This window comes from Peribacillus butanolivorans (assembly GCF_001273755.1).
GTDB lineage: Bacteria > Bacillota > Bacilli > Bacillales > DSM-1321 > Peribacillus > Peribacillus butanolivorans.
In genome coordinates this window covers 267788-284229 of sequence record NZ_LGYA01000001.1, presented here as the reverse complement: position 1 = coordinate 284229, position 16442 = coordinate 267788, and the positions used below count along the sequence as shown (strand labels likewise).

The following is a 16442-nucleotide window of genomic DNA, read 5'->3' as shown; positions in this document are numbered from 1 at the left end:
TACTTTTCATATTCAATCCTGAATCACTTTTTGATATTCTTCCAGAAACAATTGAATCTTTTCTGCAGCTTCTGTCAATCTCTCAGCCGGTTGGACCAAGGCCATTCGAACATACCCTTCGCCTTGTTCTCCAAAAGCATCCCCAGGGACGACCGTAACCCCCGCTTTTTCAATCAATTCATAAGCAAAATCGCGTGACTTCCAACCAGCAGGAATTTGAGCCCAAATAAACATGGTAGCTGAGGATTTAGGTACATGCCATCCTCCTTTTGCAAGACCTGTTATCAAGGCATCCCGACGGGCCTCGTATTCCTTAACCTGATCGGACAGCAGCGAAAGGTTGGATGTAAGCGCCATTTCTGCAGCTTTTTGAATCGGATAAAAAACTCCATAATCGATGTGTGATTTCAATGTACCTAAGATATGTAACGCATCATGATTGCCGACCACATATCCAATACGACAGCCTGCCATATTGAACGTTTTCGATAGCGAATTAAATTCAATCCCAACCTCCTTAGCACCCGGAATAGACATAAAGCTAATCTGAGGATGATCATCAAAAATTAACTCAGAGTAAGCAAAATCGTGAACAACCAGAATCTCATTCTTTTTAGCAAACGAAATAACCTCTGAAAAAAAAGCTTCATCAGCAAGTGCAGTGACTGGATTTCCAGGGTAACTGATGATCATCATTTTCGTTTTGTTCAATATTTCCACTGGGATTTGATTGAGCTGTGGCAGAAATTTATTCTCGGCAGTAAGCGGCATCGGATAAATGTTACCTCCCGCGAGTTTTACACTTGCTTCGTAAATTGGATATCCCGGATCTGGTACTAACACATAATCGCCCGGATTAATCATCGCTGTTGCCAAGTGTGCAAGCCCATCTTGTGAGCCCATCAGTTGAAGGACCTCTTTATCTGAATCAAGCTCTACCCCGTAACGCTGCCGATAAAAATAGCAAACAGCCTCATGGAATTCAGTTGTACCTTTCAGCGTATAACCGTATGAGTTTGTATCCTGTGCATATTTTACCAGCGTATCCACTACAAATGCAGGCGGTGGCAAATCAGGACTACCAACGCTCAAATCGATAACATCTATCCCGCGCTTCATCGCATCCTGCTTACGAGTCGCCAACTCCGAAAAAATTCCTGTTGTGAATCTTCCGACTTTTTCAGATGGAGTAATATTCATAATACGGATTCCCCTTCATCAATAATCTTTTTATCTATTATTATAGCAAATCACTCTCTAGTGTTTTATACCCTTATTTAGAACTCTTGAGTATTTGTTGAAGGGCTGCATCGAGTTTATCAAATTTAAACTCGTAACCCTCCCTTACCATTCTTTCAGGAATAACCCAGCGACTCTTTAAAATCAATTCAGTTTCGGTTCTCATAAAGAAAGCTCCCATTTCAAGCATGGGTCTTGGGCATGGCAATCCTATCTTTCTATTCATGGCTTTTCTCAAGTGAGCCATTAACTCGCGATTTGTAACTGGGTGAGGCGAAGAACAATTGAATACTCCGCACAACTCCTCGTTCTTTCTAAGAAAAAGGACAATGTTAAATAAATCATCTATATGTATCCAACTGAACATTTGATTTCCCGATCCTTGATGACCGCCTAGACCAAATTTGACTAAATTTTTATAAGGAGTCATTACCCCTCCATCATCGCCCAACACAATCGCAATTCTTAAAGCAATTTGTCTTGTCTCAGGTAATTGAAATTCAAAAAAAGAACGCTCCCACTCTTTGGCCACATGAACCGAGAAACCTGAGCCGATGATACCGTCATCTTCTGTCATTGGATTATCTTCAGCATGCCTATAAATAGTCGCCGTACTTGAATTTATCCATAATGAAGGAGGATTTTCACATTGTTTAATCGCATTTCCGAGTATTTTAGTAGTTTCAGTTCGTGAATGTAAGATTTCTTCCTTATTCTTAGCATTGTAGCGACAGTTAACTGTTTTTCCTGCCAAGTTGATTAACATATCAGAATTCTCAATCGATTCTCTTATTCCTTCGTTATTGCTCCAACTTATATGTGGAGATTGTCTTGAGATTATTCTTACCTCATATCCTAAACTCATGAAATGATTTTCAAAGTATTTACCGACAAAACCAGTCCCGCCAGCCAAAACTACTTTCTTCTTCATATAACCAACTCGCTTTCTTTCAAGAGTTAATAGCAAATACTTTAACTAGATATTTCTATTTTTGTGAATTTATTCACAAAAATTATATCATCCAATTACATTAAATGGTAGGAGTATACTCTTTTAAATTTAACGTGATGGATAAAAGAATGATGTTAAATAAAAAGGCTGTCGAAGGTTTCTCGACAATCCGAGGCTCTGCTAAAGAGTTTTTCCCTTATTTCGTCAATAAACATATGGTTTTTTCTATAGGTTCTCAAATGAAAGATTATTCCAGAAATTTCCCCTTTTCATTTACAAAAACCATACTCTCCCCAAATAGCTACTTAATACTTTTACAATAAAATTGGCTTGTTCAATATTATTTCAATATTTCGGAGGTATCAGAAAGATGTTAAATAAGTTCAAATCATTCACGGTATTGGCTCTCAGCTTAGCCATCTTTTCTCAAAGTCTGCCGGTCGCTGCAAAAGATGCAGAAGAAAACAACCAGACAAATTCTGGAGGCAGATGGATGAAAGGGGAATATCATGCCCATACTACTCAGTCCGACGATGCAGAGGGGTCTCAGACCCTTGAAAACGTGCTCAACAACTCATTTGACAAGTATGGTATGGATTGGATGGGGATTTCCGACCATTTGAGAATGTCTTCACGGGATGATGAAGGACAATTGGTTCCAGGCGGTCCGATTCCGCTGTCTCAGGGAATCATTCAATATCAAGCTCCGAAAATGAAACAACTGCAGAAAAAGGGCAAATATAAAAATAAAATTATCTTTTCGGGGTTCGAATGGGACATGCCTACATACGAGCATGTCGGCATAGGAATTTTGGGAGATCAGGCAGGATCATCGAAAAGTTTAAAAGCTGGCAATCAATTCGAGTATTTGTTTACCAACCAGGATGAAAAGATGTTCAATTCAACGGATGTAGCCATCTGGAAAGCACAGGATCAAAGAGCCAATAAGACACCCCAGGATGCTCGAACAGCCTTGGCATGGCTTGAGAAGAATTATAAGAATACAAGTTATGCCATCCTGAATCACCCTTCGAGAAAAAAGGTGTACACCATATCTGATTTCCGCGACTTCAACAATATCGCACCGGATGTCTTGTTCGGATTTGAAGGCATGCCCGGAAACCAGATGGAGCCTGACAGAGGCGGCTTAAACCTGACAACGCCTGAAAACAGAACTTACGGTGGTTCCGATTACATGCTTGCTAAGGTAGGCGGTGCATGGGATGCGCTTCTTGGAGAAGGACGTCAGTTCTGGAACTTTTCCAATTCGGACTCCCATTTCGAAATCAGTGAAAACCGCCTTTACTCAAGCGGATACTGGCCTGGCGAATATTCCAAAAATTACACTTGGGTGAACGGTTCCACAATGCAATCCGTCTTGGACGGCATGCGGTCGGGGAAATCATTCTCTGTTTTTGGTGACTTGATTAACGCACTTGATTTCCAAGCTAAAGGCGGCAGCAGCAAGGTAGATATGGGTGGGGACCTTAAAGTGAAGGAAGGACAAATGGTCAAAATTACAATCCGATTTAAGAGCCCTAAAAAGAACAACAACGGCGATTCGGTTAAAGTGGATCACGTGGATTTAATTTCCGGTGATGTAACTGGGAAAGCTGTGCCTGGAACACCTGCTTACAGTAAAGACACCAATGATACGACAAAAGTAGTTAAACGCTTTACAAGCAAAGACTGGAAAACTGATGGCGACGGTTACCATATTATCACTTACAAAGTCAAAGCGAGTAAGGACCAATATTTCCGTTTGAGAGGTACGAATCTAGGAGAAAATGTCTCTGGAGAAACGAGCAACGGTGAGCCGCTGATCGATTCAAAGACTGATATTGAGGATAACGAATCACGTTTTGCCGAGATCAACAACCGTAACTATAAAGACCTTTGGTTCTATTCGAACCCTATCTTCGTAAGCGTAGAGGAAAGAACACATGACAATCACTAGCCAATAATAAAGATGCTGCAATAGTTTCGGGCGGTTCAAATCCAGAAATAACACTCCCATCCCCTGCTTAGTTCTAAAGGTGGATGGGAGTCTTTATGTTCTGGAAAGTTTTAAATCCATCGTTTCTAATCTCCTTAGTCTCCTCCAGACAAAAAACCTTGAAACTCACGTGCGAGTTCGGTATCAGAACAGATGCCATATAAGTAGAAAGGATAGGTGGGCCCCTCCAATTATCTTGAGAATAATTAGGACAAACGTTCTCAAGGATAAAAAGAAAATCTATGTAGGCATCATTTTTACGAAATGGTTGATATTAGAAATGAAAAGTTGTAGAAAAGAACAAGCTCTTCGTTATGAGTACTAATTCACTTCAATCCCTTAAAATCTGTATAATTCGCAAAGAAACATTAACACTAATGATATAAGTTGTTTCTATTGACTTTTTGCCCTTTCTAATTTAGTATCACAGAGTATCAATCCCTATCAGATTACTAGGAGGTTTATCAAATGAAAAAATCGATTGCTCTTTTATCGCTATTGTTAGCTTTCACAATTGTACTTACTGCTTGTGGTTCAAATACAAAAAATGAGGCAAATAATACCGACAATAAATCTTCTTCACAAGAAAGTCTATATGATAAAGTCAAAAAAGATGGCGTGTTAACAGTTGGAACAGAAGGTACATACCCTCCTTTCACATTCCACGATGATTCAGACAAACTAACTGGGTTTGATGTTGAAATTTCTAAGGAAGTAGCAAAGCGGCTTGGTGTGAAAGCAGAGTTTAAAGAAACACAATGGGACGGTATGTTTGCAGGATTAGATGCCAAACGTTTTGATATGATCGCAAACCAAGTTGGAATTGATGAAGACCGTCAAAAGAAATACGATTTCTCTGACCCATATATTCAATCAGGAGCAGTATTACTTGTTCACAAAGACAATTCAGATATTAAATCATTCGATGACTTAAAAGGGAAGAAATCTGCACAATCTTTAACAAGTAACTACAATGATATAGCTAAATCCCATGGTGCTGAAGTTACTGGTATTGAAGGATTTTCTCAAGCTGTACAGCTTATTGGTTCTAAACGTGTAGATGCAACGATAAATGATAAATTATCTTACCTTGATTATAAAAAACAACACCCCGATGCACCTATCAAAGTGGCTGATGAGGAAGAAAACGGTGTAGCTAGTGGGTTAATGTTTAGAAAAGACAGCGGCAAGTTAGTGGAAGAAGTAAATAAAGCACTAAAAGATATGAATGACGATGGTACGTACGCAAAAATCTCCGAAAAATGGTTTGGTGAAGATGTTTCTCCTAAGTAATATTTTCTCTGACCCAGAGCGTATGAACCAACTTGTTTCTATCGCTCAGACCTCCCTCTATCCTATGGTAGAGGGAGCTATTAAATATACAATTCCACTAACATTAATAACATTTGTTCTTGGCCTTATTCTCGCTGTACTAACAGCATTAGCTCGATTATCTTCTATAAAAATTTTACAAATAATTGCGCGTGTATATGTGTCAATCATCCGCGGGACACCATTACTTGTGCAATTATTTATTATTTTCTACGGGCTGCCAAACTTAGGTATAACGCTTAATCCTTTCATATCGGCTATTATAGGATTTTCTCTAAGCGTCGGAGCTTATGCATCAGAAATTATACGGGCTGCTATTCTATCAATACCAAAAGGACAATGGGAAGCAGGTTATTCAATTGGTATGACATATACCCAAGCATTAAAGCGAATTGTTTTACCGCAAGCAGCTCGAGTATCCATTCCCCCATTATCAAACACTTTTATTAGCCTTTTAAAGGATACATCGCTTGCATCACTAATTCTTGTAGCAGAGATGTTCCGTAAAGCTCAAGAAATTGCTGCAAAAAACTATGAATTTCTATTACTCTACATTGAAGCAGGCGCTATATATTGGATTATGTGTACGGTTTTATCAATTATTCAAGGACGTATCGAAGACAAACTTAATCGGTATGTAGCAAAATAAGAGCTGAAGTATTAAAAGGAGATTTTAAAATGATTAACATTAAGAATCTTCATAAATCATTTGGTGACCTTGAAGTGTTAAAGGGCATTGATTTGGAAGTAGAACAAGGAAAAGTCATTGTATTAATCGGCCCTTCTGGTTCAGGTAAAACAACGTTTCTTCGTTGCTTAAATCTCCTTGAGGTGCCTACAGACGGGACGATTGAAATTGATCAGAAATTAATGGAGTTTAAAAAAACGGTTAGTAAAAGATCCATTACTTCTTTTCGCAGTTTGACAGGAATGGTATTTCAAAACTATAACCTCTTCCCACACAAAACAGCAGTAGAAAACGTCATGGAAGGTCCCATTATAGTAAAGAACATTCCAAAACAAAAAGCGAAAGAAACAGCCAAGGCATTGCTTACAAAAGTGGGTTTAGGTGATAAAGTTGATTTTTATCCTTTCCAGTTGTCTGGCGGCCAGCAACAGCGCGTGGGAATTGCAAGGGCACTGGCCATGGAGCCAAAAGTAATGCTGTTTGACGAGCCAACCTCTGCTCTTGATCCTGAACTAGTTGGTGACGTCTTACAAGTAATGAAAGACCTAGCGAAAGAAGAAAGAATGACAATGGTTGTTGTGACACATGAAATGCGTTTCGCTCGTGATGTAGCAGACGAAGTTATCTTTATGGATGAAGGAAAAATTATGGAACGCGGAACACCCGAACAAATTTTCACAAACCCTAAAGAAGAGCGTACACGCCGTTTTTTGAATATGATTCAATAAAAAGGCGCTTATATTAAGTAGAATAGAAAAACCCTATTTGCAAAATAGGGTTTTTTTGCTCATTTAAATTAAATGTATAATCTCAATTTCGACTGTACGAACTTATTGAAAAAACCTGTAGATTTGCCCGACTTTGGACGTTATCTACAGGCTAGTTTAGGGTTGCACATACATCAAACAAGTGCTTTAACTTGTTTCGTCTGTGCATGATAAATCTGATAAAGAACCAATGCAAAAACTGAAAGCATAGCTCCTGAAATAAATGGCAAATCTATCGAAATGGAAAATAACCATCCACCTATTGGAGGCCCAGCAATTCTACCGAATGAGTCAAATGAAGAAAGTAAGCCAGTAACACTGCCATGTCCAGTTGTAGAATTTTTGGTCAACAGTGCCGAAATGGCCGGCCGGATGAAACCATTCCCTAATCCGAAAATAGTTAAGAAAACTGCAGATGTCCAGAAATTATTAGAGAACAGTATTAGAATAAATCCAATGGCCGATACGATAATCCCGATTCGGATGACCGCCCCTTCCCCATATTTCTTGGTCATCCTTCCCACTAATCCACCTTGAACAATCGCACTGCCAAATCCCATGATCATAAAGATATAGCCTAATTGTACAAGGCTTATATTAGCCTTTTGAGCTGCGAAATAGGCGAAAGTCGTTTCGAGTCCAGCCATCGAAAGTGTGATAATCAATTGTAGAATAAACATAATACTCAGAGGTCCATTAAAGGCTTTCCACATTGATTCTTTATTTTTCGAATGCTGAGATCTTTTTTCTACTGTAAGTGATTCTTTCAGTATTATAAACACTAAAATTAGAGTAATTAAAGATGAAATTCCAGCAATATAAAAAGGTAAATTCAAACTTGATTTTGAGAAGATACCTCCAATTGCCGGACCAAAGATGAAGCCAAGTCCTGTAGCAGCACCAATGATCCCCATCCCTTTCCCCCGGTCCTCTGGCGTCGTAATATCAGCTACATACGCCATTGCAGTTGGCATGTTAGCAGAGGATAAAACCCCACCAACAATTCTAGCTACGAATAAAACCCATAAAGAATCTGCTGTCGCCATGATGAAAAAAGAAAGCGCTAATCCTGCGATTCCAATCATCATAACAGGCTTACGACCTATTCGGTCTGAGATACGTCCCCACATTGGGGCAAATAATAATTGCATTAACGAATAGACAGCCATTAAAAGACCAAGCTCTGTCGGACTGCCACCCACCTTTTCAGCTAGGAACGGCATTACGGGAATAATAATCCCAAAGCCGACCATCACTAAAAACATGACTAAAAAAAGAACAGGCAACACCTTTTTTGTTTCCATTATTTTTTTCTCCTTTTATTCTTTCACATTTGCCGCATACTTTTTCTAATGATCTTTGATAAAAAATGATTTTGGTCTAGAAAGAATATTATCGAAGACCTAGACTTAATTGCATAGTAAAACATAATAGCTATATCATTATCTACCTACCAATACTTTAAACAGTTTATCATACAACCTTTACCAAATCAGTATTTAGTACTATCTATATCCACCTCAAATAAATAAGCCTACAACCATAAACTACCTCATTTAAAACCAAGCCATGATCAGGCCTCTACGTTTTATGGCAACAAGGTCCTGGTCCTTACATCGAAAGTACATTTTCTTTTTTTATGGAACCTATGTGCTTTTCTCTACTTTGTTTCGCAGCTTATCTTCGCTATTAAATATAATCTTGAATGAAAAATTATGAAACGGATGCCTAAGACGCCACTTATTCCAGAATTATCTCTCCCTTCCCCTTATTTTTTGCTACAGGGTACTCTATACTGTAGGTTAAGATTGATGTTTGGGAGGTAGAAGAATGGCTAATGATCAGTGGATTTTAATTATCGACGACGAGGAAGATTTGGCACTTCTCATGGAGACAGTTTTACATAAAGAAGGTATTACAAATATTGTAACGGCGGGGACGGTTGCGGATGGTTGGGCAAAGTTTCAGGAGTTTACTCCTGCACTTGTATTGCTAGATATTATGCTACCTGATGGTGAAGGCTATGATTTATGCAAGCAAATTCGTGAAGTGTCAAATGTGCCCATTTTATTTATGTCGGCTAAGGATGAGGAAATTGATAAGCTTTTAGGGCTGGCGATAGGTGGGGATGATTATATTACCAAACCATTTAGTCCAAAAGAAGTTGCTTATCGGGTAAAGGCACAGCTGAGACGCGCTGGCTTTTCAGAGGAAAAAGCGGCTCCGAAAAGTTTGCAAGTCGGTCCTTTTGAGCTTAGTGCCAATGAAAAAGAAGTGAAAAAGGATGGCAAAGCGATTGAGCTCACAGCTAAAGAAATCGGACTGATGAGCTGTTTTATGCATCACCCGAATCAGATTTTGAGCAAGGAAACTTTGTTTGAACATGTGTGGGGCGATGATTTCTTTGGCTCTGATAATACAGTGATGGTTCATATTCGCCGTTTACGCGAAAAAATTGAGTCAGATCCTTCAAAGCCTTCGTTTTTAATAACAGTTAAAGGGCTTGGTTATAAATTACAATCCAAGGAGTGAGACAAATGAAGTGGAAATTGACACGGCGCTTTTTAGGATCCGTTGTGACAATTGTTGTAATCGTAGGGATTGTAAATACAATTTTACTCCTCTGCTTACTCTTTTATCGAGCCATGCATAATTTTGGGACAGAAGAAGTATCTGCGGAAAACTTTAGCCGAACATTTTCACAATATGTAGAACTACAAGATAACAAACCGATGGTAAATGAAGAAGGACTGGAAAAACTCCAAGACAATAAGGCCTGGATACAATTTTTGAATAATAAGGGTGAGCAAGTGGCAGCCTTTTATACACCTCAAAATTTGCAAACAGTCTATTCTCCTATTGAAATCGTACAAATGTATAAGTATAAAGAAATTGATGCAGAGACGACTGTGTTTGTCGGCGAAGCCCATAATTTCAGCTATTTTGTAGGTGTTAAGGAACAGAAAATAGGTCGCTATGTAATAACCTATGATTATGCTAAAGTTTTTAAATACATTAATATTTTACTTTTACTATTTTTAATCGTCGATATCATTATTGCATTAGTAATAGGATTTTTATTCGGAAAAAGATTAACTACCCCACTCAACACCTTAATAGAAGGAATTCAGCAGCTTCGGGAAAGACGTTTTAAAAAGATGCCTATACCAAAAGGCGTTTATGAAGATGTATTTAGCAATATGAATGAACTATCGGTAAAATTAGATCAGTATGAGAAAGAACGTGATCAACTCGACCAAATGCGTGAGGAATGGATTAGCAATGTTTCGCATGATATGAAGACACCACTTGCTTCTATCCATGGGTATGCAGAATTGATGAAAGATAGCTCCACAGATATAACACCACAAGAACTGTATGAGTATACATCTATTATTAATAGACAGTCTAAATATATGAAAGATTTGTTAGATGACCTCAATTTAACGATGCGTTTGCGCAATCAACAACTCCCGTTACAATTTGAAGATGTAAATATTGTTGGGTTTATCCGTGAAATGACGATTGAGCTTTTAAATGATTCATCATTTGGGGATCGACAGGTTGAATTTGAGGCAAATGTGGACAAAGCCATGCATAAAGTGGATAAAAAATTACTGAAAAGGGCGATCTTTAACTTTATCTACAACGCACTTGTGCATAACGATGAACATGTCGTTGTGAATATTCGAATTGATAATATTTATCTACAGGGTGGACAAGAGCAAAAGTCAAGCAACATATCCACAGCTTCAGTCTTTCATACCCAAATTACCATTGCCGATAATGGCCGCGGTATCCCCTCTAAAGATTTAGAACAGGTTTTTGAACGCTACTACCGAGGTACGAATACTACCAGTACACATGGAACTGGTTTAGGAATGGCGATTGCAAGAGATATTATTCTAGCCCATAATGGGAAAATCGATTTGACTAGCGTTGAAAATAAGGGCACCACCATTACTATTCTTTTATAATGCTAATTATTTTTTTCTTAACAGGCAGAGAAAAGGGCTGTACTCCACTTACTTATTGGAGACAGCCCTTCTTTCATATTTTATTTTTTTTGTGCCTTTTCCGGAATTTCCTCAAATTTCACTTCATCATATGACGATACTTCATCACCATTTTTCACGTACATTTTCAAGTAGGCATCTTTCCGAAGATTTTTTTGTGCAGTGAATTCTAGTGGAATTGTTTCACCATCAGCATTAGTAGCGTCCAGTTTATAAGAGTAGGAGGTCATCACTGTACCATCATCCAGTTTGGTTTCATGCTCTTCCCCATCCTCTGTAATTTGTAAATAATAATTGCTGGCATTCATACGGTTGAAGTCAATATTAGTAAGCGCGAAGGCTCCTACTACTCCTAGCAAAAACAAAATGCCCACTACCATTAGAAATTTTTTCATCTCAATCATCCTTCTGTTTTATTATTTTGTGTGATAATACGATTGTAAGAAGCTACCGTTAAGATATAATACAGACCGTAGATAACTGTATAAGCAATCATCCAGATCATCACAGGTTTTGCAAGATCCATCATCAGTAAGCTAGAGAAGGCTTTTAAAGCAACAACACTGTGTAATAACCCTACTGTTAGTGGTACGAAGAAGATTACGAATACTTGTGATGCAACGGATTTCCGCATTTCTTTTGCGCTAACGCCCATTTTATGAAGCATATTGTATTGTGATTTATCTTCCTCTGCTTCAGTTAATACTTTGAAATAAATGATACTACCTGTTGCAGCTAAAAATACCAGACCCAGGAAGCTTCCGATAAAGAGCAGTGATCCTACGCCTTCAATGCTTGTCTGAAAATCTTGAGGAGCACTAGAAAATAGCGCTTCTTCAGGTATTTGTTTTGCAATTTTTTTAGATAAATCCGTAGAAGCTCTGTCCACACCAATGACACGATATTTTAGTGCTTCTCCTTCTTTTTGTAATACTTTAAATTGATCATTTGATACCACAACTGCAATACCTGCTGTGCCGGCATTTAAAACTGTTTGCGTTTTATAGCTCTGGAATGTGATTGCAGAGTTGTTTTCTGTCGTGATGGTCTTTCCTTTGTATTTAGGTGAGAATCTTTTGTCATATCCAATATCTAAAATAACCGCATTGTCAGCATTCACATGTAGTTCTTCCTTGTTTTGTACTGCTGCTAATTTGTTATAGGTTTTTTCGTTGATAATCGTATAAATTCTTTTATCTGAGCTATCGAAAACTGATGCCGCGTTTAATTCTTTTGTATTAAATGTGACTGATAGTGCTTCGATATTTTCATCGTACTTTGTATCTGACAATACATTGCTAACTTGTTGGTCGCTTTTTGCATCTGTTTGCTGATACATAAAGGTATTCGGATCAGCGGTCATAACTTGGTCATTTGTGTTGTAATAAAGACCATACACTGCACCACCTGCTGTTACAGTTGTAGCACTTAACACCGCAATTACAGTCAATGTACGTGCATTACCCCGAATACGATATAGCAGTTGTGAGATCGTCATTATATGAAGACCTTTCCATAGCCATTTTTCATTTTTCTTAATCACAGCTAACACAAAGCCTGTCACACTGTGGAACAATAAAAATGTACCGACAATTACTGTTGCTAAAATAATGAGTGCTGTCATTAAAAAGCCGACTTTTTGCCACACTTTAGAAGTAAAAAGATCTTGCATCGCCAACCAATAACCGATGGCAATTAGTAATACTCCAAGAATGGCTACAATCATAGATGGCTTCGGAGCAGCTTCCCCTTTTTTCGATGCATGGAATAAATCAATTAGTTTAAATTGATAAATTAAACGATAGCCTTGGAATGATGTCACTAAGAAAATAATAAGAAATACAATGGCGGTATTCAAAGCTGCTGATCCCGAAAATATAAATGGTGCTATGACATCATAGCCCATTAAATGAATCAAAATCGTCATAAATCCTTTTGAACAAAGGAATCCAAGAACAACCCCCATTACTAATGAAACCAAACCTAATAATAAGTTTTCAAAAAAGAGCATAAAGCCAATTTGACGATTACGTACGCCAAGTAATGCATACAATGCCACTTCTTTTTTACGTTTTTTCATAAAGAATGAATTCGAATATGCGATAAATATGGCAACGAAGAATATTAGAATGACAGCCGCACCACTCATTAGTGAATCTAATTTTTGTGATGACGCCGTTTTTTCTGCAATCGTATCACTATATTTTAATGTCACAAATGTGAAGTAGATGACAATACTAAAAACCATAGATGCGATGTATAAAAAATATTGGGAGAAGTTTCGTGCAATATTTTTTCTCGCTAGACTAAATAACGTCATCTACCTCACCCCCAATTGTTGCAAGGACATCCAAAATCTGTTGGAAGAATGCTTTACGTGTTTGGTCACGACGATAAATTTCTGTTGATAGCGTACCATCCTTGATGAAAATAATACGGCGGCAGAAGCTTGCTGCATATGCATCATGTGTCACCATCATGATGGTAGAATTATTATTTTCATTTAAATTACTTAAGCTTTCCAGTAGATTTGTCGCTGATTTTGAGTCAAGTGCACCTGTTGGTTCATCCGCTAGAATCAGTGCAGGTTCTGTCACAAGCGCTCTGGCTGCAGCTGTTCTTTGCTTTTGGCCACCGGAAATTTGGTAAGGATATTTTGCTAGTAAATCTTCAATACCAAATACTTTAGCAATACGATTCACTAAGATATTAATTTCTTTAGCTGGGGTTTTCGCAATCGCCAGTGGTAATAATATATTTTCCTTCACAGTCAATGAGTCGAGCAAATTGTAATCCTGGAAGATGAAACCAAGATTGTCACGTCTGAAATCTGCTAAAGCAGCTTCCTTCAAATCGTGAATACTCGTATCATTCATATAGATTTTCCCTTCAGTTGGTGAATCAATTGTTGCTAACATATTAAGCAAAGTCGATTTCCCCGCTCCAGAAGGCCCCATGATGCCCACAAACTCTCCTTCATGAATGTCAAAAGATACATTTTCTAACGCAGTATAAGCAGCGCTTAATTTACCATATGTTTTTTTAATATTTTCTACTTTTAATAATGGTTCCATGTGTTTCACCTCGTCATTTTTGCTGATACTTATACTATAAATGCCCATCCTTACAGCATCTTTGTGCCAACCTTACAGCAACCTTAAATCTATAAAAAAAAATCGTCTTCTATTGTATAGAAGACGATTTTTTTACCTTATTTTTTTCAGATGAACTTTTTTAAAATAACGTTATTTGTTTGGATAGAGAGAGAATGTTTCTTTATCATCTAACTTTGCTTCAATAGTTTTCGATCAATAACAAAATTCCCAAACGGGATAAATGAAACGATGAAGATCATCGCCATTTTAAAAAAAGACCATTTTGATTTAATGCTCACATAAAGTAGTGAAAGGCCGAACACGACAAATAGGAAACCATGAATGCTGCCTAAAATGAGTGTTGCTTCTCCAATATCCAATATGTACTTAAAGGGCATACCAATAGCTAGCAATAGAACATATGAGATTCCCTCAATTATTGTAATAAACCGAAACCATCCAAGAGCTGTAGAAAACACTTGTTCATCCCCCTTACTTTTTTTACAAGTACAAATTGATAGGAACGGTTCACATGAAAGGTTTCTATCTACTTGCTACTTTAATTTTCCAGTCTATTTCTCTATCATATTATATTGCTAGTCGCTCCACTAATAAAAAGTATCCATGATTCGTTTGCCTAAAATTAAAACAACAATAGCCCAATCCAAGGATTGGGCCTGTTAAAGACTTTACTTTTTCAACGTGATTCAAAGTTGCTTAAAGGGGATCTTAACCGCTCAATTCCGGAACCAGTTTGCTCCCTCATCCATATGTACAAATGGAATATCCGTATCAATTACACCCCTGATTCGGTCTAACTCAACATCTTCTCCTTCAAGCCATTTCGCAAAATCAAATGCAGTAGGCTCTTGGTTTCCCCCTAAAGCAATCCATGCCTTCATATCTTTAGGTAAATAAGCGGATGTATGAATCGTTCCCGCCCAACTGCTATATAAATCTGAAAATACACCTTGATTGGTATCATTGAACAATCTATAAGCATCGTAGGCATCTGAAAGTTTTCCTTGTTGATTTTGTATAATGTTTAATCGGCGTTTCGAATCAATAAGGTGGTTACGATTTTCATGTTTCATGATTTCAAAGTGATTTGTGCAGGCATTTGCTGTGCGAACTTCAACATTTCTCGGAGAAGTTTCTACGATATAGGTATCACCACTTTTATCGTAGACAACGTAAGTAAATGAATGCCGATGTGGGATTTCCTTCAACATGGCGACAGCTTCCCCTACATTTGCACAAGATTCTACAATCAATCTACCAATCATACAACAAATGAATCCATCTCCTGGATTTTTTCGATTCATAAAGTTATATCCAATCACTAACCCTTTTTCATTCATGCCATCCATCCGTCCAGTCCCACGTTGACTTGGACCAATGCTAGCATAGCCTTGATCAGTTGGTTGGAATAGGACATAGCGTCCCTCATATGTCTTTGGATGGTAATCATAATTACGAATGAAATAATTCTCACCTGTCATAATGGAACATCCCGACCGAACATAATCCAATCGGTATCCTCCAAACTCATGCAACACACGTTCAATTGGCCATTTCAGCGCTTCCTGCAAGCCAAGTAATTCTTCCCACACACCAGGGGCAAATTGTGTAATCGCTTTCTTGACCTCTTCTTCTTCAACCGTAAACCGTGGCTGCCTAATCTTCCACTGATCTTCACGATTTTTTAGCGTTAGTGAATCTTTTAACTCCTCACCTTGCATGTATCCAAACTCAAAATGTGTACCGCGAAATTGTATAATATCACTATATATTTGCCTCACGACTTATCCCTCATTTACAGTAGTGGCCATTCAAATTAAGGATACTTGATGTATTGTCGAAAATAAAGAAGATAGGCCTTTAAATTAGCTATACTCGACAAATCTATGGATCATATTCATCATTAATTCAAGAAAAATGAAGTATATTGTTTTTTTTTTTCAAATTCTTCGGCCAAATTCAAAATTAATATTGAGCTTGTTCATAAGCTTGAATTTTTTGTTCATCTGTCATTTCTGATTGTTCTTCTCTCAATTCTTCGATAATGGATAGTACCGGATATGAATTTGGATCGTAATCTGTTTCTGTTGATGCATATGTAAATAGGCATCATTTTTTGATTATCAATCATTCTTTTGTAGTCTATTTCTATTAAATGCATATATCCATCTCTATTAAAGGCAGCATCGTTTATTATTCTCTTTTTTGCCGGTGATAGGCCCATGAACTGGATACCAAATGTAGGTACAGATTTTTTTGTTCAACCCTATATCATATCATCCAATATACCTATATTTAATCTTCAAATCTATTTAAAAATTACAAACTTGTAAATT

At 37.6% G+C, this 16442-nt stretch carries 14 protein-coding genes; 6 read left to right on the top strand and 8 right to left on the bottom strand.

What is annotated here, in order from left to right; translation table 11 throughout:
• Positions 1-12: 12 nt before the first annotated feature.
• Positions 13-1200, bottom strand: a complete 1188-nt coding sequence (locus AKG34_RS01320; RefSeq protein WP_053344444.1) for an LL-diaminopimelate aminotransferase — start codon at positions 1198-1200, stop codon at positions 13-15.
• Between the two features lie 73 nt (positions 1201-1273).
• Positions 1274-2170 (bottom strand): TIGR01777 family oxidoreductase, encoded by an 897-nt coding sequence (locus AKG34_RS01315; protein ID WP_053344443.1) that lies wholly within the window; start codon positions 2168-2170, stop codon positions 1274-1276.
• 421 nt (positions 2171-2591) lie between these two features.
• Here AKG34_RS01315 and AKG34_RS01305 point away from each other — a divergent pair, with 421 nt between their 5' ends.
• The 4 genes from AKG34_RS01305 (at position 2592) to AKG34_RS01290 (ending at position 6935) form a co-directional block, all read left to right on the top strand.
• The gene (locus AKG34_RS01305; RefSeq protein WP_236694849.1) at positions 2592-4148 is read left to right on the top strand and encodes a PHP domain-containing protein; all 1557 of its coding nucleotides are present in this window, start codon (positions 2592-2594) and stop codon (positions 4146-4148) included.
• A gap of 507 nt (positions 4149-4655) precedes the next feature.
• A complete protein-coding gene (locus AKG34_RS01300; RefSeq protein WP_053344440.1) occupies positions 4656-5480 on the top strand; it encodes an amino acid ABC transporter substrate-binding protein in 825 nt (274 codons plus the stop codon).
• Positions 5464-6168 (top strand): amino acid ABC transporter permease, encoded by a 705-nt coding sequence (locus tag AKG34_RS01295; RefSeq protein WP_053344439.1) that lies wholly within the window; start codon positions 5464-5466, stop codon positions 6166-6168. The genes AKG34_RS01300 and AKG34_RS01295 overlap by 17 nt, the downstream gene beginning before the upstream one ends.
• A gap of 29 nt (positions 6169-6197) precedes the next feature.
• On the top strand, positions 6198-6935 hold the full coding sequence (locus AKG34_RS01290; protein WP_053344438.1) for an amino acid ABC transporter ATP-binding protein: 738 nt from the start codon (positions 6198-6200) through the stop codon (positions 6933-6935).
• A gap of 173 nt (positions 6936-7108) precedes the next feature.
• Here the strand turns inward: AKG34_RS01290 and AKG34_RS01285 are convergent, their stop codons facing one another.
• A complete protein-coding gene (locus tag AKG34_RS01285; protein WP_053344437.1) occupies positions 7109-8278 on the bottom strand; it encodes an MFS transporter in 1170 nt (389 codons plus the stop codon).
• A gap of 526 nt (positions 8279-8804) precedes the next feature.
• Between AKG34_RS01285 and AKG34_RS01280 the strand changes: the two genes are divergently transcribed.
• Positions 8805-9506, top strand: coding sequence for a response regulator transcription factor (locus AKG34_RS01280; protein WP_053344436.1), 702 nt, complete (start codon positions 8805-8807; stop codon positions 9504-9506).
• Between the two features lie 5 nt (positions 9507-9511).
• Positions 9512-10951 carry a sensor histidine kinase gene (locus AKG34_RS01275; RefSeq protein WP_053344435.1) on the top strand — a complete coding sequence of 480 codons (1440 nt, stop codon included), beginning with the start codon at positions 9512-9514 and terminating at the stop codon, positions 10949-10951.
• A gap of 80 nt (positions 10952-11031) precedes the next feature.
• Here AKG34_RS01275 and AKG34_RS01270 read toward each other — a convergent pair whose 3' ends face one another.
• The 5 genes from AKG34_RS01270 to AKG34_RS01250 all read right to left on the bottom strand — a co-directional run bounded on the left by AKG34_RS01270 (position 11032) and on the right by AKG34_RS01250 (position 15887).
• Positions 11032-11385 carry a YxeA family protein gene (locus tag AKG34_RS01270; RefSeq protein ID WP_053344434.1) on the bottom strand — a complete coding sequence of 118 codons (354 nt, stop codon included), beginning with the start codon at positions 11383-11385 and terminating at the stop codon, positions 11032-11034.
• 5 nt (positions 11386-11390) lie between these two features.
• The gene (locus AKG34_RS01265; protein WP_053344433.1) at positions 11391-13310 is read right to left on the bottom strand and encodes an ABC transporter permease; all 1920 of its coding nucleotides are present in this window, start codon (positions 13308-13310) and stop codon (positions 11391-11393) included.
• Positions 13297-14064: an ABC transporter ATP-binding protein gene (locus AKG34_RS01260; protein ID WP_053344432.1), complete on the bottom strand. Its 768-nt coding sequence runs from the start codon at positions 14062-14064 to the stop codon at positions 13297-13299. Before AKG34_RS01260 ends, AKG34_RS01265 begins: the two co-directional genes overlap by 14 nt.
• A 209-nt stretch (positions 14065-14273) precedes the next feature.
• Positions 14274-14564, bottom strand: coding sequence for a DUF3817 domain-containing protein (locus AKG34_RS01255; RefSeq protein WP_053344431.1), 291 nt, complete (start codon positions 14562-14564; stop codon positions 14274-14276).
• Positions 14565-14822: 258 nt separating this feature from the next.
• Complete coding sequence (locus AKG34_RS01250; RefSeq protein ID WP_053344430.1) at positions 14823-15887, bottom strand: C45 family autoproteolytic acyltransferase/hydrolase; 1065 nt, start codon at positions 15885-15887, stop codon at positions 14823-14825.
• Positions 15888-16442 lie beyond the last annotated feature (555 nt).